Origin of the sequence: Pseudomonas mandelii (assembly GCF_900106065.1) — a bacterium.
GTDB classification, from domain to species: Bacteria; Pseudomonadota; Gammaproteobacteria; order Pseudomonadales; family Pseudomonadaceae; genus Aquipseudomonas; species Aquipseudomonas mandelii.
Genome location: NZ_LT629796.1, coordinates 1,805,112 through 1,828,527, shown reverse-complemented (window position 1 = coordinate 1,828,527; position 23,416 = coordinate 1,805,112). Strand labels below are relative to the sequence as shown.

The following is a 23,416-nucleotide window of genomic DNA, read 5'->3' as shown; positions in this document are numbered from 1 at the left end:
GCTTTTGCGGGTACTTTCGAACCAAAATGGGTTGAGATGTGGGTACGGTGCACCCTATTGCACCAATATAGTGCGCAAAGCTGAACGGCGTTAGAAGAAACGCAGGAAGGGATTTTTTTCTTCTTCGGGTTTGTCTTTGAGCGGACATTCCGGCCGTTGGCCGTAGTCGGTGAGGGTGCAGGGCTTGACCTTGCGCTTCTGTGCGAGGGAGATGCGCAGCATCTGGAAGGGTTGATTGGCCGTGCGTTCGACGGTGCGACCCTGTTCGTCGAGGATTTCCACGGACAGGTTGTGGCGGCCGCGGTCGATGTTGCTCAGGGCAAACACCGGACTGAGGCCCGGCTCGGCGGTGGGTTGGCCGTCGAGCAGCAATCGGTAGCGGTGCCCTCGTTGCAGGCCTGGTTCATTGGTGACACTGACGATCAGCTCACCGGCATTGCTACGGACCGTAGCGTCCGGTTCCGGGACCAGCACGCGGAGCATGTCGTAGTGGAACAAGGGTTTGTCTTCGGTTTTTTGCGCAGCGGTCACCGGCGCGCCCCCGCTGGGGTTGGCAGACATGCGATTGCTCGTCGCCAGCGGCACACGCTTGGCGTTGCCTGAGCCTGGCTGGTCGGTGTAGACCCGGTTGCCCTGGGCGTCGACGTAGGTGAACACCTCGGCCGTGACCGGCAGCGCGATCAGGCAGGCGATCAGCAGCCACATCCTCATCGCTTGTGCACCCGTTGCACGGTAAATGTCTGCGTCGGGCTTTGCTGGATGATGTGCTCGCCATCGATCACCTGCACCGCCAGGCTGTGTTCGCCACGATCGATATTCACCAGTTGCAGGATCGGCACGTTGCTCGATTGTCCATAGGGTTGGCCATCAAGCAACAACCTGAACAGATGCGGCGCTTGCAGGCGCGGTTTGATCAGGACGCTGACTGTGAACGTGCCGTTGTTGGCGCGCAGGGCTTCGTCGGTGGGCAAACCGGTCAACTCCAGCACCTCATAGGCGCTGCGCGGCGGCTCCCGGTTGCTGGCTTCGGCAGCGGGTGCGGGAGGTGCCTGAGGCGCAACGCTGTTGAGCGGTGGCAACTCGACCGGCTGCGCCTTGACGCCATCGGGTGGCTGATTGCTGTAGGCGGTGTTGCCGGAGGCGTCAGTGTACTTATAGATCTGCGCTGCGGCAGGCAGGGCGATCAGCAGCCACATCAGAAGAAAACCACGACCCATAAAATCGACCAGAAACGAAAGCGTTGGGGTGCAGCATAGGTCAGGGGGGGCGGTTGACCCAATTCAAAAACATCCGGGCATGATTTACAGGGATCTCCCAAACACAACAAAACCCTGTAGGAGTGAGCCTGCTCGCGATAACGGTGGATCAGCCAACATCAATATTGAATGAAAAAATGCCATCGCCGGGAAGCCGGTCTCACTCCCACAGGGTTTTTTCAGCGTTTGTTGTTGAATCGCGGGCATAAAAAAGACCTCCCGAAGGAGGCCTCTTTTTTGTCACGCCGCTTGCGCAGGCGCTACCGGATCAGCAGCTGTAGTACAGCTCATATTCCAGTGGGTGTACGAAGGTGCGGACCTTGATTTCTTCTTCGCTTTTCAGAGCGATGTAAGCGTCGATGAAGTCATCGGAGAACACGCCGCCTTTGGTCAGGAACGCGCGACCTTTGTCCAGCTCTTCCAGGGCTTCTTTCAGGCTGCCGCAAACTTGTGGGATCTCTTTCGCCTCTTCAGGCGGCAGGTCGTACAGGTTTTTGTCAGCTGCGTCGCCAGGGTGGATCTTGTTCTGGATGCCGTCCAGGCCAGCCATCAACAGTGCAGCGAAGCCCAGGTACGGGTTGGCTGCTGGATCCGGGAAGCGGGCTTCGATACGGCGAGCGCGAGGGCTGGACACGTAAGGAATACGGATCGAAGCGGAACGGTTACGAGCCGAGTAGGCCAGCATTACCGGCGCTTCGAAACCTGGGACCAGACGCTTGTAGGAGTTGGTCGACGGGTTGGTGAAGCCGTTCAGGGCCTTACCGTGCTTGATGATGCCGCCGATGAAGTACAGGGCGGTGTCGGACAGGCCGGCATAGCCTTCGCCAGCGAAGGTGTTCTTGCCATCTTTGGCGATGGACAGGTGAACGTGCATACCCGAACCGTTATCGCCGTACAGCGGCTTAGGCATGAAGGTCGCGGTGCGGCCGTAGGCATCAGCCACGTTGTGTACGCAGTACTTCAGGGTCTGAACTTCGTCAGCCTTGGCCACCAGGGTGTTGAACTTCACACCGATTTCGTTCTGGCCGGCAGTGGCCACTTCGTGGTGGTGAACTTCGATAACCAGGCCCATCTCTTCCATGGCGTTGCACATGGAGGTACGGATTTCATGGTCGTGGTCGAACGGCGGAACCGGGAAGTAGCCGCCTTTGACGCCTGGACGGTGGCCTTTGTTGCCGCCTTCCACGTCCTGGTCGGACATCCACGAACCTTGTTCGGAGTAGATCTTGAACATCGAACCGGAGATGTCGGACTTGAACTTCACTTCGTCGAAGATGAAGAATTCTGGCTCTGGACCTACGAATACGGTGTCGCCGATACCGGTCGACTTCAGGTATTCCTCGGCACGCTTGGCGATCGCACGTGGGTCACGGTCGTAGCCTTGCATGGTCGAAGGCTCGATCACGTCGCAAACCAGAATCAGGGTCGGCTCTTCGGTGAACGGGTCGAGAACGGCAGTGCTGTCGTCCGGCATCAGGATCATGTCGGAGGCTTCGATGCCTTTCCAGCCAGCGATGGAGGAACCGTCGAACATTTTGCCTTCTTCGAAGAAAGCTTCATCCAGCGCGTCGCGAGCCGGCATGGTCACGTGGTGCTGAGTGCCTTTGGTGTCCGTGAAGCGCAGATCAATCCACTTGACGTCATGATCTTTGATGAGTTGAACCGACTTCGACATAGTGTCCTCCGGGTGGCTTCGGGCTTAGTAGTGGATGCCCTTAGAATGTGGGTGATGCCGGCGCGAATACTCTGCCAAGGCAACCTGCCTCACAAGGGAGCAAATTGCATGCCAGTGCCCCAGCATGGGTTTTTTGCCCCAATATCACGCTTATAAAGGCACAAAGCGTCTGTAAGCGGAAAATCTCGCCCTACAATGTAGCGTTAAAATCATCAAATGACCTGTTTTGGTGCGCGCAAAACCTTCTGCACATTAACTGGTTAAACCTTGAGCAATTTCCGCTATAATCCGCGCCCCCCTTTTTCGGCTGGGCCTGCGCGCGCTGTTTTCATGAAATTAATCGTAAAAGTCTTCCCCGAGATCACCATCAAGAGCCGCCCGGTACGGATGCGTTTCATCCGCCAGTTGGCCAAAAACATCCGTACCGTGCTCCGCGACCTGGACCCGGCTGTGGTGGTGAACGGTGTGTGGGACAATCTCGAGCTGGAAACCCGCGTCAGCGAGCCCAAGGCCCTGAAGGAGATGACCGAGCGCCTGAGCTGCATGCCGGGCATCGCGCATTTCCTGCAAGTCGATGAATACCCGCTGGGCGACTTCGACGACATCGTCGCCAAGTGCAAGCAGCACTTCGGTGATGCGCTGGCCGGGAAGATCTTTTCGGTGCGCTGCAAGCGTGCCGGCAAGCACGAATTCAGTTCGATGGACGTCGAGAAATACGTCGGCAGCCAACTGCGTCGTCAGTGCGGCGCCGCGGGAATCTCGCTGAAAGAGCCGGAAATCGAAGTCCGCATCGAAATTCGCGACAAACGGTTGTTCGTGATCCACAGCCAGCACAACAGCATCGGCGGTTATCCGCTGGGCGCTCTGGAACAGACGCTTGTGTTGATGTCAGGTGGGTTCGATTCCACGGTGGCTGCGTACCAGATCATGCGCCGCGGCCTGATGAGCCATTTCTGCTTCTTTAATCTGGGCGGGCGGGCCCATGAACTGGGCGTCATGGAAGTCGCGCACTTCATCTGGAAGAAGTACGGCAGCTCCCAGCGCGTGTTATTTGTGAGTGTGCCATTCGAGGAAGTACTGGGAGAAATTCTCGGGAAAGTCGATAACAGTCATATGGGTGTAGTTTTGAAGCGTATGATGTTGCGCGCTGCTTCCCGTATTGCCGATCGGCTGGACATCGAAGCGCTGGTTACCGGCGAGGCGATTTCCCAGGTGTCGAGCCAGACACTGCCGAACCTGTCCGTGATCGACTGCGTGACCGACAAGCTGGTCTTGCGTCCGCTGATCGCCAGTCACAAGCAGGACATCATCGACCTGGCCAACGAAATCGGTACTGCCGACTTCGCCAAGCACATGCCGGAATATTGCGGGGTCATCTCGGTGAACCCCAAGACCCACGCCAAGCGTCCGCGCGTGGAGTACGAAGAACAACAGTTCGACATGGCAGTACTTGAGCGTGCGCTCGAGAACGCCAAACTGGTGCCGATCGATCGCGTGATCGACGAATTGGGCCAGGACTTGCAGATCGAAGAAGTCAGCGAAGCGTTGGCTGGTCAGATCGTCATCGACATCCGTCACCCGGATGCCGCTGAAGACGACCCGCTGGGCCTTGCTGGCATTGAGGTACAAACGATGCCGTTTTATGCATTGAACGCTCGTTTCAAGGAACTGGACCCTACTCGCCAGTACCTGCTGTATTGCGACAAAGGCGTGATGAGTCGCCTGCATGCCCACCATTTGCTCAGTGAGGGGCATGCCAATGTGCGCGTTTATCGACCGAGCTAAGTGCCCGGGGCTGTTTGCCTGTGGCCTGCGTCACCGGCCCCCCGACGCCGCCGTCAAGCTGTAACGGCTTTGCCGGACTCTACTGTTAATCGCTGCCAAGACTTGTCAGCACACCGAATCCTCTGATCGAGATACACAAGTGATCGAAAATCTACGCAACATCGCCATCATTGCTCACGTTGACCATGGTAAGACCACCCTGGTAGACAAACTCTTGCGTCAATCCGGCACCCTGGAGCGCAACGAGCTCAACGACGAGCGCGTGATGGACTCCAACGACCAGGAGAAAGAACGCGGTATTACCATTCTGGCGAAAAACACCGCCATCAACTGGAACGGCTACCACATCAACATCGTGGACACCCCGGGCCACGCCGACTTCGGCGGCGAAGTTGAACGCGTAATGTCGATGGTTGACTCCGTTCTGCTGCTGGTTGACGCTCAAGACGGCCCTATGCCGCAAACCCGTTTCGTGACCAAGAAGGCTTTCGAAGCCGGCCTGCGTCCAATCGTGGTGATCAACAAGGTTGACCGTCCAGGCGCACGTCCGGACTGGGTTCTGGACCAGATCTTCGACCTGTTCGACAACCTCGGTGCTACCGAAGAACAGCTGGACTTCAAAGTCGTCTACGCCTCGGCCCTGAACGGCATTGCCGGTCTGGAACACACCGACATGGCTGAAGACATGACCCCGCTGTACCAGTCGATCGTCGACAACGTACCTGCGCCGAAAGTCGACCGTGAAGGTCCGTTCCAGATGCAGATCTCCGCTCTGGACTACAACAGCTTCCTGGGTGTTATCGGCGTTGGCCGTATCGCTCGTGGCCGCATCAAGCCGAACACTCCGGTTGTTGCTATCGACGCCGACGGCAAGAAGCGTAACGGTCGTATCCTGAAGCTGATGGGTCACCACGGTCTGCACCGTATCGACGTTGAAGAAGCAGCTGCCGGCGACATCGTCTGCATCAGCGGCTTCGACCAGCTGTTCATCTCCGACACTCTGTGCGACCCACTGAACGTCGAAGCGATGAAGCCGCTGACCGTTGACGAACCAACCGTTTCCATGACCTTCCAGGTAAACGACTCGCCTTTCTGCGGTAAAGAAGGCAAGTTCGTGACGTCCCGTAACATCAAGGAACGTCTGGACAAGGAACTGCTCTACAACGTTGCCCTGCGCGTTGAAGAAGGCGACACCGCCGACAAGTTCAAAGTCTCCGGCCGTGGTGAGCTGCACCTCTCGGTACTGATCGAAACCATGCGTCGCGAAGGCTTCGAAATGGGTGTTGGTCGTCCGGAAGTGATCATCCGCATGGTTGACGGCGTGAAGCACGAACCGTACGAAAACGTGACCATCGACCTGCCAGAAGAATCGCAAGGTTCGATCATGGAACAGATCGGTATCCGTAAAGGCGACCTGACCAACATGGTTCCGGATGGCAAGGGCCGTGTGCGCCTTGAGTACAACATCCCGGCTCGTGGCCTGATCGGTTTCCGTAACGAGTTCCTGACCCTGACCTCCGGTGCAGGCATCCTGACCTCGATCTTCGACCGTTACGACGTGATGAAGTCCGGCGACATGTCCGGCCGTCAAAACGGCGTGCTGGTTTCGGTTGCTACCGGTAAGGCTCTGACTTACTCGCTGGAAACCCTGCAAGCTCGCGGCAAACTGTTCCTGGGTCACGGTGAAGACGTGTACGAAGGTCAAATCGTCGGCATCAACAGCCGCGACAACGACCTGGGCGTCAACCCAACCAAAGGCAAGAAGCTCGACAACATGCGGGCCTCGGGTAAAGACGAAACCATCGCTCTGGTTCCGCCTATCCGTTTCACCCTGGAACAAGCTCTGGAATTCGTTCAAGAAGACGAATTGTGCGAAGTCACTCCTAAGTCCATCCGTCTTCGCAAGAAGATCCTGGGCGAAAGCGAGCGTACCCGCGCTGCCAAGAAAGCTGGTAACTGAGTCTCGACTTAGTTAGCTGCTAAAAAAACGCCCCCGACCGCAAGGTCGGGGGCGTTTTTGTTTGTCTGGGGTTTGTGCGGTGTCAGTTCGGGTCCCTTCGCGGGCAAGCCTCGCTCCTACGGGTTTTGCACGCGTCACAAGAACGGCGCATGACCTGTAGGAGCGAGGCTTGCCCGCGAAGGCGATCTATCCGGCAGCGTGATTGCGGATCAGAACTTCTCAAGCGTCCTACGGCTGGCGCTGCTCTCGCGCGCCACTTCTTTAGGCTTGTATGCGCAATACCCCGGCCGTGGCCCGATTTTCGGGTGATTGCGGCAAGTGTCCGGGCGCTTTTCATAAATAGTGCACAGACGGCTCTTACGATCCAGGTACAGGCAATCGTTGTTGCTCATGCGCTGGAGGGTGAAGATCTCGGACTTCTGGTTGTAACGCTCGACGATCCCTTCCTTCTGCAAGCGCTTGGCAATGTTCTTTGGCGGCTCGCCGCGCTCGAACTCGTCGACGATGCCGATGCGGATCAGGTCCTTGATCTTGACCTCGACCGGAAGCGTGCAGCAGCTGGATACACACGAGCCGCACATCGGTGCAGAATATTTGGCCCAGGTATCGAGGCGATCGATCTCCGCAGCGGCGATCAGGTTGGACTTCATCATCGGTTGTTACCAGCGTGTGCATCAGGGCGCGCGATCATACCGGGACTGGTGGATTTTTGAACAACCTTTCGCCAGATTTTTTCTCCTTCGCTCAAATAACACCGTTAATCCGGCACGGCCCCTGCATTGATTCAGGCACATGACAATGTAATGCCGCCCTATCTCGCACTATCAGGAAAAACTGCCGAACCAGAGTCCCAACGGCCTGTCAGACCGTCTAGGCTCAACAACTCCACGCTCGCTCGAGGTCCTATCGATGACTCAAGAACCACTTGTTCGCGAAGCAGAGGTGGCCGCATTTCGCGATGCCGTCTTGACCAAACTCACCTACGCGGTGGGCAAAGACCCGGATCACGCCTTCGACCACGACTGGTTCGAAGCTATTGCGTTGGCAGCGCGCGATCACATGGTCGAGCACTGGATGGATCACACCCGGCAGATCTACCGCAAAGGTCAGAAACGGGTTTACTACCTCTCTCTGGAATTTCTCATCGGCCGGCTGCTCTACGACAGCCTGAGCAACCTTGGCCTGCTCGACGTCGCCCGCGAAGCGCTGACCGAACTCGGCGTCGACCTGGAACGTATCCGCCTGCTGGAGCCCGACGCGGCGCTGGGCAACGGCGGCCTCGGTCGTCTGGCAGCGTGCTTCATGGAAAGCATGTCGACCCTCGGCATCGCTGGCCACGGCTACGGTATTCGTTATGAACACGGCTTGTTCCGCCAGGCCATCGTCGACGGCTGGCAGCAGGAGCAAACCGAACACTGGCTGGACTTCGGCAACCCGTGGGAATTTGAACGGCCTGAAGTCGTGTACCCGATCGGCTTCGGCGGCAGTGTCGAAACCGTCACCGATGAAAACGGCAAGTCCAAGCAAGTCTGGTCCCCGGCGGAAACCGTGCGGGCCATTGCCTACGACACGCCGGTGGTCGGCTGGCGCGGGGCGAGCGTCAATACGCTGCGCCTGTGGCGTGCCCGCGCCATGGAAGATCTGCACCTGGAGCGCTTCAACGCCGGTGACCACTTGGGCGCTGTGGCCGAAGTCGCCCGGGCAGAAAGCATCTCCCGCGTGCTCTACCCGGCGGACAGCACCGAAGCCGGCCAGGAACTGCGCCTGCGACAGGAATACTTCTTTGTCGCCGCGTCCTTGCAGGACTTGCTGCGCCGCCATCGCAACATGCACACCTCGGTCCTGACCCTGGGCGACCACGCGGCGATCCAGCTCAACGACACGCACCCCTCGATTGCCGTGGCCGAATTGATGCGTCAGCTCGTCGACGTCTACGACGTGGCATGGGATGCCGCGTGGCAGGTCACTGTCGACACGCTCTCGTACACCAATCACACGCTGTTGCCGGAAGCGCTGGAAACCTGGCCGGTCGGTTTGATGGAGCGGATGCTGCCGCGGCACATGCAGATCATTTACCAGATCAACGCCCAGCACATTGACTCGTTGCGCGCCAAAGGCATTCACGACTTCGACGTGCTGCGCGCGGTGTCGCTGATCGAGGAAGACAACGGCCGCCGAGTGCGCATGGGCAACCTGGCGTTCCTCGGATCCCACAGCGTCAACGGCGTGTCCGCGCTGCACACGCAGCTGATGCGCAAAACCGTGTTCTCCGAACTGCACAAGCTCTATCCAGAGCGGATCAACAACAAGACCAACGGCATCACCTTCCGCCGCTGGCTCTACCAGGCCAACCCCGAGCTGACGTCGATGATGGTCGACGCCCTCGGCCCGGACCTGTTGGACAACGCTGAAGCACGCCTGAAGGAACTGGAGCCGTTTGCCGAGAAAGCTGCGTTCCGCAAAGCCTTCGCCGAGCAGCGGCTGCACAGCAAAAAAGCCCTGGCGTACCTGATTCATGAACGACTGGGGATCGCGGTCAACCCGGCGGCCATGTTCGACGTGCAGGTCAAGCGGATCCACGAATACAAACGCCAGTTACTCAACCTGATGCACACCGTGGCGTTGTACCAGGCGATTCGCGCCGAGCCGGAAATCGACTGGGTGCCGCGGGTGAAGATCTTCGCCGGCAAGGCGGCGGCCAGTTATCACCAGGCCAAGCTGATCATCAAGTTGACCAACGACATCGCCCGGGTGGTGAACAACGACCCGACGGTGCGCGGACTGCTCAAAGTGGTGTTCCTGCCCAACTACAACGTCAGCCTGGCGGAAAGCATCATTCCGGCGGCGGATTTGTCTGAGCAGATTTCCACCGCGGGCTTTGAAGCCTCGGGCACCAGCAACATGAAGTTCGGCCTCAACGGTGCGCTGACCATCGGCACCCTCGATGGCGCCAACGTCGAAATGTGCGAGTTCATCGGCCCCGAGCACATGTTCATCTTCGGCCTCAGTGCCCAGCAGGTTGAGGCGCGCAAGCAGAACCATGAGTTCAATGCGACGCCGGATATTGCCGCATCACACCGTTTGAATGACGTGCTGCAAGCGATTCGCGGCGGGGTGTTCTCGCCGGATGATCCGGCCCGTTACACCGGGTTGATCGACTCGCTGATCGATTACGACCGCTTCCTGGTCTGCGCCGATTTCGATTCCTATTGGGACGCGCAGATGCGCGTGGAAGCCCATTGGCATGATTCGCAAGCCTGGTGGCGTTCGGCGGTGTTGAATACTTCCCGGATGGGCTGGTTCTCGTCCGACCGGACCATTCGCGAGTACGCCACGGATATCTGGAAGGCATTGGAGTAACTTTTAGCAATAATTGCGAGCAAGGCCCGGCGGTTGTTGGGCCTGATCGATATACTAAGCCCCAGTTTCACCGGGCAGCAGGCACTGGCAATCCATTGTGGGAGCGAGCCTGCTCGCGAAAGCGGTCTGACATTCAACGTCAATGCTGAATGTCATGGCCCCTTCGCGAGCAGGCTCGCTCCCACAGGTTTATGTGGTTTCACACTAGACTCAGCCAGAGACTGCTTCACCCGGATTCGCCCCGCAGCGGGGCCGCTTAGGGATATCGACCATGCAATGGATGTTCATGCTGATTGGGCTGGTGCTGGGCTGGATACTCGATGAGTCATTCAGCGATGCGCTATTGGGTGCGCTGCTCGGGTTGGGAGTAGGGCAGGCCATTCGTATCGGCCGCCTGGATTCAGAAGCGACCGAGCAACGTCGTCTGCTGGAGCAGGCGCAGGTTGCGCTCAATGGCGTGCAGCAACGCCTGGCATTGTTGGAGGTGCCGGGCGTCACAACGCCTGAAACCAGCGAGCCGGTTGCCAGCGAAGCCGCTCCGTCGCCTGACTTCACCCTCGATGACATTCCTGTCGAAACCCCCGAGCTGATCTGGGATCTTCCGCCCGAACTCGAGACGATGAGCGCAACGCCGGCGCAAACCAGCCGTCCGCTGCCCGACGATGTCTGGAAACCCGAGCCTGTTACCCGCGAACCGCAACAACCCGCCGTCCCGCGTGGCCCGAGCTTCATCGAGCGGGCCATCAGCGGCGCTCGCAACTGGCTGTTCGGCGGCAACACCGTGCTGCGGGTCGGCGTGGTGCTGTTGTTCCTCGGTCTGGCGTTCTTGCTGCGGTATGCCACCGAAGGCATGGTGGTGCCGATCGAACTGCGTTACGCCGGGGTTGCGGCCGCTGCGTTGGGCCTGCTTGGTCTGGGTTGGTGGCTCAGGACACGCAACAGCAATTACGCGCTGATGCTGCAAGGCACCGGCATCGCCGTGTTGTACCTGACGGTGTTTGCCGCGATGCGCCTGCACCCGCTGCTCGATCCAAGCGCCGCCCTGGGGCTGCTGGTCGCGGTCACGGTGTTCTCGGCGATTCTCGCCATCACCCAGGATGCGTTGGGCCTGGCCGCGGCCGCTGCACTCGGCGGCTTCGCGGCACCGATCCTGACTTCCACCGGGGCCGGCAACCACGTCGCGCTGTTCAGCTACTTCGCCTTGCTCAACGCCGGCATCCTCGCCATCGCCTGGTTCAAGGCCTGGCGACTGCTGAACCTGATCGGTTTCGTCGGCACCTTCGGCATCGGTTTCGCCTGGGGCCTGCGCTCCTACACACCGGAATTGCTGTGGAGCACCGAACCGTTCCTGGTGCTGTTCTTCCTGATGTACCTGGCCATCGGCCTGCTGTTTGCCCGTCGCAAGCTGCTGGAGATGAGCGACGCCCCCGAGGACGATAGCCGCGAGGCGCTGCTGCGCTGGTCGGCGCGCAAGGGCGATTACGTCGACGGCACGATGCTGTTCGGCCCGCCGCTGGTGGGCTTCGGATTGCAGTTCGCGCTGGTTCAGCATTTGGAGTTTGCCGCAGCGTTCAGTGCCTTGGCCTTGGGCATGATCTACATGGGCCTGGCGCGTTTCCTGATGGGCGGCCGCGCATTGCTGCTCGCGGAAACCTGTTTGGCGCTGGGCGTGATCTTCGCCAGCCTCGCGATTCCGCTGGGGCTCGACGCGCGCTGGACGGCCGCCGCTTGGGCCGTCGAGGGCGCGGGCATTTTCTGGCTCGGCCTGCGTCAGCAACGACCGCTGGCTCGTGCGTTTGCCTTGCTGCTGCAACTGGGCTCGGCCATCGCGTTTGTCAGCGAATTGCGCATCGGCGACGGCAGTTTGCTCGACGGCGCTCCGCTGGGCGCGTTGATGCTCGGCGTGGCGTTGTTGTTCAGCTTCTATCAATTGCGCAAAGCCCTGCTCGAACAGACATCGGAATGGGAGCGCAAAGGGCGGCCGGTGTTGGCTTGCCTGGGCCTGACCTTCCTCTATCTTTTGGCGCCATTGTTCTTCCTGACCCACGGCACCGCGATCAGCTGGGCGTTGGCGGGGTTGGCGACGTTGTTTGTCGGCTTGCGCCTGCAATCGCGTACGTTCCTGTTCACCGCGTTTGCTGTCCAGTTGCTCGGCGGTGCGCTGTTCCTGCTGCGCTTGCAAGGTTCCAGCGGTGAGTCTGGCGCCGTGTTTAGCGCGGGTTGGAGCGGTTTGCTCAGTGCGTCTTTGATCGGCCTCGCGCTGATCGCCGGCATGTTGCTCGCCGCGCGTGATGAAATGGTGCGCAGCGATGTCCGGCTGCTGCGCGGCTTGTCGGTGGTGTTGCTGGCGGGTCTGGTGCTGATCAATCTGGCGGTGCTGTTCGTGCTGCCCTGGCAGACCGCGAGTGCGGTGTGGGCGGCCAGTGGCTTGTTCATCATTTGGCTGAGCCTGTACCTCAAGCAGCGCGTGAGTTTTGTCTTCGGTTTGCTTTTGCAGTTGATTGGCGGCGCGGCGTTCCTGTTCGCGGGGCCGGACCTGCTCGGGCCGCTGGCCAGCGAAGGGTTGAAACCTCTGGCCCACAGCGGTTTCTGGACGCCGCTGGTGTTGGGCCTGGCCGCGATGGTCGGAGCGTGGCGCTTGCAACTTGGCAACCATGCCTCGGCGTTTGATGTGCTGAGCTTGCAGCGTTTGTCCGAAGTGTTGCTGGTGTGGGGCGCAGGCTGGTGGGCGCTGGCGTGGATCAGTGAAGTGCTGCGTTTTGCACCGCTGAATCTGCAAGCAACCTTGTTGCTGGCGGTTGCCGCCTTGAGCGTGGCGCTGTGGGCGGTGTTGGCGCTGCGCTTGAATTGGTCGTCGCTGGGCCTGCTTTGCACCTTGCTGATGCCCGCTGCCGGTCTGGTACTGCTCGCCGCGTGGCACTCGCGATATCACCCGGCGGCCAATTTCGGTTGGCTGGTGTGGGCGGCCGTGTTCGTCGTGCATTTCATCTCCCTGCGACGCTTGGCGCCGATGTTGCCGGCGCGTGCCCTGAGCACCGCTCATGTGCTCGGCTGCTGGCTGTTGATCGGTGTGCTGGCCTTGGAGCTGCGTTACGGTTTGCTGCTGTTGTCCGAGCAGTACAACGCCTGGCGCTGGTTGGGTTGGGCGATCCTGCCGAGTCTGTATCTGGTGCTGATGGCGGCGCCACGCAATGGGCCTTGGCCTGTTTCGGCGTATCCACGCGAGTACCGTTTTTATGCGGCGGCACCTTTGGCGCTGCTGATGCTCGGCTGGTTCTGGCTGGCGAATATCGTCAGCGACGGCACGGCCGAGCCGCTGCCCTATGTGCCGCTGGTCAATCCGTTGGAGTTGGGTCTGCTGTTTGCGCTGTTCGGCGTCTACGTCTGGTCCCGCAGCGCCGTGACGCAACTGGCGATTCGCAAAGTTTACATAGCGCACGCCACGCAACTGATCGCCGGGGTCTCGCTGTTCGCGTTCTTCACCGCACTGGTGATGCGCACCGCGCACCATTGGGGCGGTGTGCCGTTCGAGCTCGATGCGTTGCTTGAATCGATGCTGGTGCAGGCGGGGCTGTCTATTGTCTGGACCCTGATGGCGCTGAGCCTGATGATCGGCGGCCATCTGCGTCATCGCCGTGAAGTCTGGCTGATCGGCGCCGCGCTGATTGGCGTGGTGGTGGCCAAACTGTTCTTTGTCGAACTGAGTAACCGTGGCGGCCTTGCGCGGATTGTGTCGTTTATCGGCGTCGGCGTGTTGCTGCTGGTGGTGGGCTATTTCGCGCCGCTGCCGCCCAAGCGCGCCGAGGCTGCGCGCCAAGGCGGAGCCGACGCTGAAAGGCCGGCCCCTGAAACCGAAGGAGTGTCGTCTTGAGTCAGAAGTTGAACCTGGGCTGGTTGGGCGCTGTTGCGTTGGGTGTGGCGCTGTCCGCCAGCGCTCAGGAAAAACCGGCGGACTTTGCCACGCACGTGCCGTTGTCGGTGAGCGGCGAAGGGCCTTGGTATCGCCTCGAATTGCCCTTGAGCGTGCAACTCAATGCGCGGCAAACGGACCTCAGCGATGTTCGCGTGTTCAACGCTGCCGGTGAGGCCCAGGCCTACGCCTTGGCTCGCGAGGCGGCGTCAACCCGGGAAAATCGCACGCTGACCGACGTGAAATGGTTCCCGCTGTACACCTCGGCGGACGCCACGGAGCGTGCGCCGGGCATCCGCGTGCAATCGAGCGCGAACGGCACGTTGGTCGAAGTGCAACCGTCGAGTCAGCTGGAGGCGGGCGAAGAAGTGCTACGCGGCTGGTTGCTCGACGCCAGCGCCATCAAGGCGCCGTTGCAGCAGTTGATCCTCGACTGGACCAGCGAGCGCGATGGCTTTCAGCGTTTCACCATCGAGGCCAGCGACGACTTGCAGCATTGGCAGTCGTGGGGCGAAGGCCAGGTGGCGCGGCTGACGTTTGCCGATGAACGGGTCGAGCAGCATGAAGTCGGCTTGCCGGGGCAATCGGCGCGTTATCTGCGCCTGCTGTGGAATTCACCGCAATTGGCACCGACGCTGACGTCTGCGCAGCTGCAAAGCGCGAGTCCCCGCAGTCTGCCGCTGCCGTTGGTCTGGTCGCAGCCGCTGGCGGGCAGCAGCGTGAAGGCGGGAGAGTACACCTGGCAGTTGCCGATGGGGCTGAATGTCGAGCGGGTTCAGGTCGAGCTGAGTCAGCCCAACAGCCTGGCGCCGGTGACGTTGTCCGGTCGTCGCGAAAGCAGCCTGCCGTGGCAGCCGCTGACCAGCGGTTTGCTCTATCGCCTGACCCAGAGTGGCCAGGACGTGGTGCAGAACGAATTGCAGCTGTCGGGGCAAACCGTACAGCAGTTGAAGCTGGTCGTGGATGAGCGCGGCGGTGGCTTGGGTGCTGAAGCGCCGACGTTGAAGTTTGCTGTGCGCTCGACGCAATTGGTGTTCCTGGCGCGTGGGGCGGGGCCTTATACGCTGGCGCTGGGGAGTGCGACGGTGAGGGCGGCGAACCTGCCGTTGTCGACGCTGATCCCGGATTACAGCGCGGCCAAGTGGGCGGCGCTGGGCAAGGCTTCGGTGGAGGGTGCGGCGGTGGTGAGCAACTCCTCCACGGTGACTGCGGCCGCGTCAGCGGACACGGACTGGAAGAAGTTCGGGTTGTGGGGTGTGTTGCTGCTGAGCGTGCTGTTTCTCGCAGCGATGGCGTTCAGTTTGCTGCGCAAGCCCCCCGTTAAACCCTGAATCTGTGGCGAGGGAGCTTGCTCCCGTTCGGCTGCGAAGCAGTCGTAACTTCTGCGGCTGCATGTTCTCGGACAAATGGCGGCGAATGCTTCAGGGGGCCGCTTCGCACCCCAACGGGAGCAAGCTCCCTCGCCGCCATAGAGTTCATTTACGGCTACGCTCAACCCCGCGCATGAACTCTATTGGGCGTATCACGTCTGATAGGAGGAAATGCGCCTCGACTCGCGTTAAACTGCGCGGGTTTTTAGCCCCCAATTCCACCGGAGCCTTCCATGTCCCGCGTTACCCTGAGTCGCTATTTGATTGAGCAGACCCGTAGCAACAACACCCCTGCCGATCTGCGTTTCCTGATCGAAGTGGTGGCGCGTGCTTGCAAGGAAATCAGCCACGCCGTGTCCAAGGGCGCCCTGGGCGGCGTTCTGGGCAGCATGGGCACTGAAAACGTCCAAGGCGAAGTGCAGAAGAAGCTTGATGTGATGTCCAACGACATCCTGCTCGAAGCCAACGAATGGGGCGGTCACCTGGCCGGCATGGCATCCGAAGAAATGGATAATGCCTACCAGATCCCGGGCAAATACCCGAAAGGCGCGTACCTGCTGGTATTCGACCCACTGGATGGTTCGTCGAACATCGACATCAACGCGCCGGTCGGTACGATCTTCTCGGTGCTGCGTTGCCCGAACGAATACCTGACCCAGAACGAGCCTTTGAACGAAAAGGCCTTCCTGCAGCCAGGCACTCAGCAGGTTGCCGCCGGTTATGCGATTTACGGTCCACAGACCATGCTGGTGCTGACCCTGGGCAATGGCGTGAAGGGCTTTACCCTGGACCGTGAAATGGGCAGCTTCGTGCTCACCCATGAAGACATCACGATCCCGGAGTCCACGCAGGAATTTGCGATCAACTCGTCCAACAAGCGTCACTGGGAAGCGCCGGTACAACGTTATGTCGACGAATTGCTGGCTGGCGATGAAGGCCCGCTGAAAAAGAACTACAACATGCGCTGGGTCGCGGCGATGGTTGCCGACGTACACCGTATCCTGACCCGTGGCGGTCTGTTCATGTACCCACGCGACAACCGCGAGCCGTCCAAGCCGGGCAAACTGCGTCTGATGTACGAAGCCAACCCGATGTCGTTCCTGGTTGAGCAGGCTGGCGGCGCTTCCACCGATGGCCATCAGCGCATCCTCGACATCAAGCCTGAGGGCTTGCACCAGCGTGTTGCGGTGTTCCTCGGTTCGAAAGAAGAAGTCGAACGCGTCACGGCTTACCACAAGGAATAAACCATGACCGCGCCCTGGCAGCCGTTGCTCGAGTGGTGGTTCGGAACCTTCGAATCCCCCCAAGACATAGCGGCTGACAAGGGCAAGTTATGGTTCGGCAAGCGCGACAGCCAGGACCTCGAAGCGCAGACGCGTTTCGGGGACTGGGTCGAGCAGGCACTGGCCGGCGGATTGACTGAATGGGCGCAACGCCCCGAAGGTTGGCTGGCCTTGGTGCTGCTGCTCGATCAGCTCCCGCGAATGATCTTTCGCGACACCCCCAAATCCTTTTCAGGCGATCTCAGGGCTCAGGCGCTGGTGGCGCAAGGCATTGCTGCGGATTTCGATCGGCAGTTGCGGCCGATTCAGCGGGTGTTTATCTACCTGGTGTTTGAACATTGCGAGAATCTGGCGGTGCAGAACGAGGCGGTTTCGCGGTACATCGATCTGGTTAAACAACAACCGGAGGGTGATCAGGCTTTGTTTACCGATTACCTGAATTACGCCGAAAAGCACCAGAAGGTGATTGCGCGGTTTGGGCGGTTTCCGCACAGGAATGCGGTGTTGGGAAGGGAGTCTACGGCTGAAGAGCTGGCGTTTCTTTCCGGGCCTGGTTCTCGCTTTTAGTTTTCTGCTGTAGCTGATGCCGCCATCGCCAGCAGGCTGGCTCCCACATTGGGTTTGTGTCGTTCACAATCCCCTGTGGGAGCCAGCCTGCTGGCGATGGGGCCAGTGAAAGCCGCTTAAATCCGGAAGCTGCCCACCAACTGCTTCAACCGTGCCGCCTGCTGCTCAAGGTCCGCACATGCACGCAATGTCGACTGCAAGTTCTCCACCCCTTCCTGGTTCAAGGTATTGATCTCGGTAATGTCGACATTGATCGACTCCACCACAGCGGTCTGCTCTTCAGTCGCGGTCGCCACGGACTGGTTCATCCCGTCGATCTCCCCAATACGCTGGGTCACGCTGCCCAGACGCTCACCGGCCTGGTTGGCGATGCCGACGCTGCTTTCGCTCTGGCGCTGGCTGTCGGTCATGGTGCTCACCGCTTCCCGGGCGCCGACTTGCAGTTCCTCGATCATCTTTTGCACTTGCTGCGCCGAATCCTGAGTGCGATGGGCGAGGTTGCGCACTTCGTCCGCAACCACGGCAAAACCACGTCCGGCTTCACCGGCGCGGGCAGCTTCGATGGCGGCGTTCAATGCCAGCAAATTGGTTTGCTGCGAGATGCTGGTGATCACTTCCAGAATCTGCCCGATGTTCACCGTGTTGCTGTTGAGCGTTTCGATGTTGCCGCACGAATCGCTGATCTTCGCCGAGAGCTGCTGCATCGCCGCGATGGTTTTATCCACCACTTGCTGACCTTCTTCGGCCAACGCGCGGGCATCGCTCGAATGCTGGGAGGCGAGGGCGGCGTTCTGGGCAATTTCCTGGGCTGCAGCGCCCAGTTCGTTGATCGCTGCAGCCACGCTGCTGGTGCGCGAGGCTTGCTGATCGGAATTGAACATTGACGAATTCGACGCGGCAACCACACGCAAGGCGACTTCGTTGACCTGGCCGGTGGCCGAGGACACTTCGCGGATCGAGGTGTGAATACGTTCCACGAAGCGGTTGAACGAGGTGCCCAAGGCACCGAATTCATCGTGGCCGTGGATGGTCAGGCGTTTGGTCAGGTCACCTTCGCCTTCGGCGATGTCATGCATGGCGCGGCCCATGGTCAGCAGCGGCTGCATCAGAAAGCTGATCAACATGCCCAGCAACGCGATGATGATGACTACGGCGATGACCATGGCAATGATCGCCGAGGTACGGAATTCGCTGAGCATCGAGAACGCGGTGTCCTGGTCCAGCACCAACGCCACGTACCAGTCGGCCGAGGGCACACCGTTGACGTGGGTAAAGGAGATGAACTGGGTCTTGCCGTCGAGCTCGACTTCTTTCATGCCCGGGCTGACTTTTGGTGCGCCGTTCGGGTAGGCCTCGGCGAGGCTCTTGAGCACCAGTTTGCTGTCCGGGTGGATCAGGATCTTGCCGTCGGCGCTGACGATGAACGCGTGGCCGTGACCGCCGAAGTTCAGCGAGTTGATGATTGCGCTGACGCTCGACAGGTCGATGTCCGCACCGGCGACGCCGATCATCTGGCTCTGATGCTGCACCGGCGTGGCCACGGTGATCACCAGTTTGCCGGACGAGGCGGCGATGTACGGTTCGGTGACGATGGTCTGTTGCGCGCTGTTGGCTGCCTTGTACCAGCCACGTGCGCGAGGATCGTAGTCTGCCGCACGATTGCCCGCCGGGATCGAGAACATCACGCCGTCAGTGCCACCGAAGTAGCTCAGCTGGAAGTTGCCGGTGTAGGCCGGCAAGTCGATGGCGCGTTTGAGGCTGGCGGGTGTGCTGCCGTCCACTGTGATCTGCTGGGACAACGATTGCAGCAACTGGATGCGGCTTTCCAGCCAGGTCTGGATGTTGCGGGTGGTCAGGCTGCCGAGTTCCTGCATCGAGGATTCGGTACTGCTGCGCAAGGTCTGGCGCTGACGGTAGTCGTTGAACAGGATGAAGCAGGCGAACGCAACAGCGACCACGAGGGCGGCTGCCAGCAGGATCTTGTGGCTGAATTTCATGTTTCTGGTCATTAAGTGCACTACCGCGGAGGGGCTGGTCAGCGAGGGGGCGTCAATTTGCCACAGTCGAGGGCTTTGCGCTGCTTCTATGTCGACTGGCCAGCGCCAAAGATTAGGCGTGTTTTTGCGAAAACCGATGAAATACTCAGCGGCGCAGGAAAGTTGCTGATTTTTCGAAAAAAGGCAGACGAGCGGCCCGATAAATAGCCGGGCGGTCGGGGAACCAGATGGGGGTTTTCTCTTCTAAGCTTCTGCTTGGCAGCCATGCCATTCCCCCCTCGCCCCAGGAGCTACACCATGTCGCTGCGTTCTATCGCCCTGCTCTCGTTCTGCGTGTTGTTGGCCGCATGCAGCAAGGTCAATCAGGAAAACTATTCGAAACTGTCGGCCGGCATGCCCAAGGCAGAGGTTGAAGCCTTGTTGGGTAAAGCCACTGATTGCTCGGGCGCGCTCGGTATGTCCAGTTGCACCTGGGGTGACAAGAACAGCTTTATCAGCGTGCAGTACGCCGGTGACAAAGTACTGATGTTTTCCGGCCAAGGCCTGAAGTAATCCGGGGCTACGCGCCCACGGGAGAAAAACAATGAAGCGGTTATTGATACTCCTTTTTGCCGGCCTGGTATTGGCCGGCTGCGCCACTTCTGGCACAGATCCGTTGGCGCCGAAAACCGTCAACAGCGTCAATCTCAAGAAATACCAGGGCACCTGGTACGAGTTGGCCCGCCTGCCGATGTATTTCCAACGCAACTGCGCACAATCCGAAGCCCATTACACGCTCAATCCTGACGGCAAGGTGCAGGTGCTGAACCGCTGCCTGACGGCGGACTGGCAATGGGAAGAGGCCAAGGGCACGGCTTATCCACAAGTGCCGGGCAAGACCGACAAGTTGTGGGTCGAGTTCGATACCTGGTTCTCGCGCTTGCTGCCAGGTGTGGCGAAGGGGGAATACTGGGTGCTTTACGTCAGCGACGATTACAAGACCGCCATCGTCGGTGACCCGAGCCGCAAGTACCTGTGGCTGCTGTCGCGCACGCCGACGGTCAACGGTGTAGTGCGTGAAGAACTGCTGAGCAAGGCGCGTCAGCAAGGCTACGACACTACGCGGCTGATCTGGCGCGCGTCGGATACGCAGATGGCCAAGACCTCGAACTGACGGCTAGTAAAGAACAAATGTGGGAGCGAGCCTGCTCGCGATAGCGGAGTATCAGTCAACACTTCTGTTGAATTTGATCGCCCTGTCGCGAGCAGGCTCGCTCCCACATTTCGTTTGTGTCAGCCCAGGAGGTCGCGCAGGACTTGGGTAAACGCCCGATTGCTTTCTTCTTCTGCTGCATGACGCCCGTCACGAACCACCCACTGGCCATTGACCAGCACATCGCGCACCTGGCGATCGCCGCCGGCAAACAACCAACGATTAAGAATCCCGTCACCGCTGGCCGTTGCCAGGTACGGATCGTTGCCGTCCAGCACCAGCCAATCCGCACGTTTACCAACTTCCAGTGCACCGATCGGCTGCCCCAGCGCCTGAGCGCCGCCATCCAGCGCAGCGTCATATAGCGTGCGGCCAACCATCGGCTGATCCGCGCCATACAGCCGATTACGCCGCTGATCGCGCAGGCGCTGGCCGTATTCCAGCCAACGCAACTCTTCCACAACGCTCAATGACACATGGCTGTCGGACCCGATACCCATGCGTCCACCCTGCGCGAGGAAATCCACCGCCGGAAAAATCCCGTCGCCGAGGTTGGCTTCGGTGGTCAGGCACAGACCGGCGATGGCGCGACTCTTGGCCATCAACGTGACTTCTTCCGGATTGGCATGGGTCGCGTGGACCAGGCACCAGCGCTGGTCGACCTCGGTGTTTTCGTACAGCCATTGCAGAGGACGACGACCGCTCCAACTCAGGCAGTCATCGACTTCCTTCTGCTGTTCAGCGATATGAATGTGCACTGGGCACTGCTTGTCGCTGGCCGCCAGCACTTCGCTGATCTGTTGCGGCGTTACCGCGCGCAACGAGTGGAAACACAAGCCCAGCGACTGCGCCGGTTGCTGCGCCAGGATCGGCTGCAAACGCGACTGAAGCGTTAGGTAGTTCTCGGTGCTGTTGATGAAGCGGCGCTGACCGTCGTTCGGCGCCTGGCCGCCGAAACCGGAATGGCTGTAAAGCACCGGAAGCAAGGTCAGACCGATACCGGCAGAACTGGCCGCCTGGCTGATGCGCAGCGCCAGTTCAGCGGGATCTGCGTAAGGCTGGCCGTTGGTGTCGTGATGCACATAATGAAATTCCGCGACCGAGGTGTAACCGGCCTTGAGCATTTCGATGTACAGCTGGCGGGCGATGACGCCGAGTTGATCCGGGCTGATTTTTCCGACGAGGCGATACATCAAGTCGCGCCAGGTCCAGAAACTGTCATTCGGATTGCCCGCCACTTCCGCCAGCCCGGCCATGGCCCGCTGGAAGGCGTGGGAATGCAGATTCGGCATCCCCGGCAGCAGCGGACCGCTCAGCCGTTCGGCGCCATCTGCGTTGGAATCGGCCTGGATATGGGTCAAAACGCCCTCGGCGCTGACCTCAAGACGTACATTGTTGGCCCATCCACTAGGCAGCAGCGCGCGTTCGGCAAAGAAGGCGGACATGGTTCAGAACCCCATCGTGTGTTATTTGTATATACATATACAGACGTTTGCCTGCTCGGTAAACTCCGGCAAGCTAGCGACTTCTAACAGACGACCAAGGATTAACCGTGCCGACTCCGCCCCCAGTGTCACCGTTGGCCGCGAACATGGGCGACAGTCCGGCGCCCTTGTACGCCCGCGTCAAACAGATGATCACCCAGCAAATCGACAGTGGAAACTGGCCGCCGCACTACCGCGTTCCGTCGGAAAGCGAGCTGGTCAGCCAACTCGGTTTCAGCCGCATGACTATCAACCGCGCCCTGCGCGAGATGACCGCCGACGGTCTGCTGGTGCGCATGCAAGGTGTCGGCACGTTCGTCGCCGAGCCGAAAAGCCAGTCCGCGCTGTTTGAAGTGCACAACATCGCCGACGAAATCGCCTCCCGTGGCCATCGCCATACCTGCAAGGTGATCACCCTCGAAGAAGAGGCCGCCGGTTCCGAGCGCGCTTTGGCGCTGGACATGCGCGAAGGCCAGCGGGTTTTCCATTCGCTGATCGTGCATTTCGAAAACGACATTCCGGTGCAAATCGAAGACCGTTTCGTCAACGCGCTGGTGGCGCCGGACTACCTCAAGCAGGACTTCACCCTGCAAACGCCTTACGCCTATCTGAACCAGGTCGCGCCGCTGACCGAAGGCGAGCACGTGGTCGAGGCGATTCTGGCCGAGGCCTCAGAGTGCAAATTGCTGCAGATTGAAAAGGGCGAGCCGTGCCTGCTGATTCGTCGCCGCACCTGGTCCGGCCGCCAGCCGGTAACCGCCGCCCGTTTGATCCACCCTGGTTCCCGTCATCGTCTGGAAGGTCGGTTTCATAAATGAATGTAACGAAGGTTCTACGCGCAAAAGATTACCCGCGAATGCCGTGGAAAAACGGCGGTGGCAGCACCGAAGAAATCACCCGCGATGCGGGGACCGGGCTTGACGGCTTCGGCTGGCGCCTGTCGATTGCCGATATCGGCGAGTCCGGCGGATTCTCGACGTTCGCCGGCTATGAGCGGGTGATCACCGTGTTGCAAGGCGACGGTATGACCTTGCGGGTTGACGGCCAGGACACGCCTCCATTGTTACCGTTGGAGCCTTTTGCGTTCAGCGGCGAAAGCCGCGTCACTTGCACCTTGCTGGGCGGGCCGATTCGCGACTTCAACCTGATTTATGCGCCCCAGCGTTATAGCGCTCGGTTGCAGTGGCTGGAGGGCGAGCAGCGGTTTTTCAGCTCGGCTGGCACCGTGCTCATATTTAGTGTCACTGACGAGCTTGTCGTGAAGGTCGGCAACAGCGCCTCGCAACTCGGTCGCCATGATTGCCTGCAACTCGGTGGTAACACCGGCCTGCTGGAAGTTTCCAGTAACGGCCCGTGCTGTGTGATCGAGCTGACTGCACGCTGATCCAATACCACCACTGATCGTTCCCACGCAGAGCTTGGGAGCGATCAACTGATTCGAAACTGCGCACCACTTTGTTACCGAACGCCCCAGCGTGGCGCAAAACCACGCCCAAGTAACAGCAATCACCCCCCTCGCAAAATCCCCCGAAAAATTTCATCGTTGCCAGAACCCTTGATCCAGGCGCTTTCCAGCC

17 protein-coding genes and 1 pseudogene are annotated in these 23,416 nt (G+C 60.0%); 11 read left to right on the top strand and 7 right to left on the bottom strand.

Annotation, left to right across the window (positions count from 1 at the left end):
• Positions 1-90 precede the first annotated feature (90 nt).
• From BLU63_RS08180 to glnA, 3 genes are all read right to left on the bottom strand, one after another.
• Positions 91-711: a DUF4124 domain-containing protein gene (locus BLU63_RS08180; RefSeq protein ID WP_083375246.1), complete on the bottom strand. Its 621-nt coding sequence runs from the start codon at positions 709-711 to the stop codon at positions 91-93.
• Positions 708-1,217 (bottom strand): DUF4124 domain-containing protein, encoded by a 510-nt coding sequence (locus BLU63_RS08175; protein WP_042932447.1) that lies wholly within the window; start codon positions 1,215-1,217, stop codon positions 708-710. Before BLU63_RS08175 ends, BLU63_RS08180 begins: the two co-directional genes overlap by 4 nt.
• Before the next feature lie 307 nt (positions 1,218-1,524).
• A complete protein-coding gene (gene glnA / locus BLU63_RS08170; RefSeq protein WP_010464555.1) occupies positions 1,525-2,931 on the bottom strand; it encodes a glutamate--ammonia ligase in 1,407 nt (468 codons plus the stop codon).
• A gap of 330 nt (positions 2,932-3,261) precedes the next feature.
• On the opposite strand from glnA, the gene thiI reads away from it, so the two are divergent.
• The gene (thiI, locus tag BLU63_RS08160; protein WP_077747593.1) at positions 3,262-4,716 is read left to right on the top strand and encodes a tRNA uracil 4-sulfurtransferase ThiI; all 1,455 of its coding nucleotides are present in this window, start codon (positions 3,262-3,264) and stop codon (positions 4,714-4,716) included.
• A 139-nt stretch (positions 4,717-4,855) separates the two neighbouring features.
• The gene (typA, locus tag BLU63_RS08155; protein WP_010464551.1) at positions 4,856-6,676 is read left to right on the top strand and encodes a translational GTPase TypA; all 1,821 of its coding nucleotides are present in this window, start codon (positions 4,856-4,858) and stop codon (positions 6,674-6,676) included.
• Positions 6,677-6,885: 209 nt separating this feature from the next.
• On the opposite strand, the gene BLU63_RS08150 is transcribed toward typA, so the two are convergent.
• Positions 6,886-7,329 carry a YkgJ family cysteine cluster protein gene (locus BLU63_RS08150; protein ID WP_083375245.1) on the bottom strand — a complete coding sequence of 148 codons (444 nt, stop codon included), beginning with the start codon at positions 7,327-7,329 and terminating at the stop codon, positions 6,886-6,888.
• 256 nt (positions 7,330-7,585) lie between these two features.
• Between BLU63_RS08150 and BLU63_RS08145 the strand changes: the two genes are divergently transcribed.
• The 5 genes from BLU63_RS08145 to BLU63_RS08125 all read left to right on the top strand — a co-directional run bounded on the left by BLU63_RS08145 (position 7,586) and on the right by BLU63_RS08125 (position 17,166).
• Positions 7,586-10,036, top strand: coding sequence for a glycogen/starch/alpha-glucan phosphorylase (locus BLU63_RS08145; RefSeq protein WP_077747594.1), 2,451 nt, complete (start codon positions 7,586-7,588; stop codon positions 10,034-10,036).
• 271 nt (positions 10,037-10,307) lie between these two features.
• Positions 10,308-13,907 carry a DUF2339 domain-containing protein gene (locus tag BLU63_RS08140; RefSeq protein ID WP_083375244.1) on the top strand — a complete coding sequence of 1,200 codons (3,600 nt, stop codon included), beginning with the start codon at positions 10,308-10,310 and terminating at the stop codon, positions 13,905-13,907.
• The gene (locus tag BLU63_RS08135) at positions 13,904-15,277 is read left to right on the top strand and encodes a DUF3999 domain-containing protein (protein WP_083375243.1); all 1,374 of its coding nucleotides are present in this window, start codon (positions 13,904-13,906) and stop codon (positions 15,275-15,277) included. The genes BLU63_RS08140 and BLU63_RS08135 overlap by 4 nt, the downstream gene beginning before the upstream one ends.
• A 272-nt stretch (positions 15,278-15,549) precedes the next feature.
• Complete coding sequence (locus BLU63_RS08130) at positions 15,550-16,560, top strand: class 1 fructose-bisphosphatase (protein WP_010464542.1); 1,011 nt, start codon at positions 15,550-15,552, stop codon at positions 16,558-16,560.
• Positions 16,561-16,563: 3 nt separating this feature from the next.
• Positions 16,564-17,166 carry a DUF924 family protein gene (locus BLU63_RS08125; protein WP_077747597.1) on the top strand — a complete coding sequence of 201 codons (603 nt, stop codon included), beginning with the start codon at positions 16,564-16,566 and terminating at the stop codon, positions 17,164-17,166.
• 116 nt (positions 17,167-17,282) lie between these two features.
• Here the strand turns inward: BLU63_RS08125 and BLU63_RS33760 are convergent, their stop codons facing one another.
• Entirely contained in the window at positions 17,283-18,047 is a 765-nt protein-coding gene (locus BLU63_RS33760) for a methyl-accepting chemotaxis protein (protein WP_370655188.1), read from the bottom strand.
• A gap of 93 nt (positions 18,048-18,140) precedes the next feature.
• Positions 18,141-19,163 (bottom strand): annotated as a pseudogene (locus BLU63_RS33755) (HAMP domain-containing protein); the annotation flags it as partial.
• Between the two features lie 297 nt (positions 19,164-19,460).
• Here BLU63_RS33755 and BLU63_RS08115 point away from each other — a divergent pair.
• Entirely contained in the window at positions 19,461-19,715 is a 255-nt protein-coding gene (locus BLU63_RS08115; protein ID WP_010464535.1) for a hypothetical protein, read from the top strand.
• Positions 19,716-19,746: 31 nt separating this feature from the next.
• Entirely contained in the window at positions 19,747-20,316 is a 570-nt protein-coding gene (locus tag BLU63_RS08110; RefSeq protein ID WP_010464533.1) for a lipocalin family protein, read from the top strand.
• Between the two features lie 119 nt (positions 20,317-20,435).
• Here the strand turns inward: BLU63_RS08110 and BLU63_RS08105 are convergent, their stop codons facing one another.
• Positions 20,436-21,800 carry a formimidoylglutamate deiminase gene (locus tag BLU63_RS08105; protein ID WP_077747599.1) on the bottom strand — a complete coding sequence of 455 codons (1,365 nt, stop codon included), beginning with the start codon at positions 21,798-21,800 and terminating at the stop codon, positions 20,436-20,438.
• A 146-nt stretch (positions 21,801-21,946) separates the two neighbouring features.
• Here BLU63_RS08105 and hutC point away from each other — a divergent pair, with 146 nt between their 5' ends.
• Both hutC and BLU63_RS08095 read left to right on the top strand, forming a co-directional pair.
• Positions 21,947-22,657, top strand: a complete 711-nt coding sequence (hutC, locus tag BLU63_RS08100) for a histidine utilization repressor (RefSeq protein ID WP_154505298.1) — start codon at positions 21,947-21,949, stop codon at positions 22,655-22,657.
• A complete protein-coding gene (locus tag BLU63_RS08095; RefSeq protein WP_083375242.1) occupies positions 22,654-23,223 on the top strand; it encodes a HutD/Ves family protein in 570 nt (189 codons plus the stop codon). Before hutC ends, BLU63_RS08095 begins: the two co-directional genes overlap by 4 nt.
• Positions 23,224-23,416: the final 193 nt, after the last annotated feature.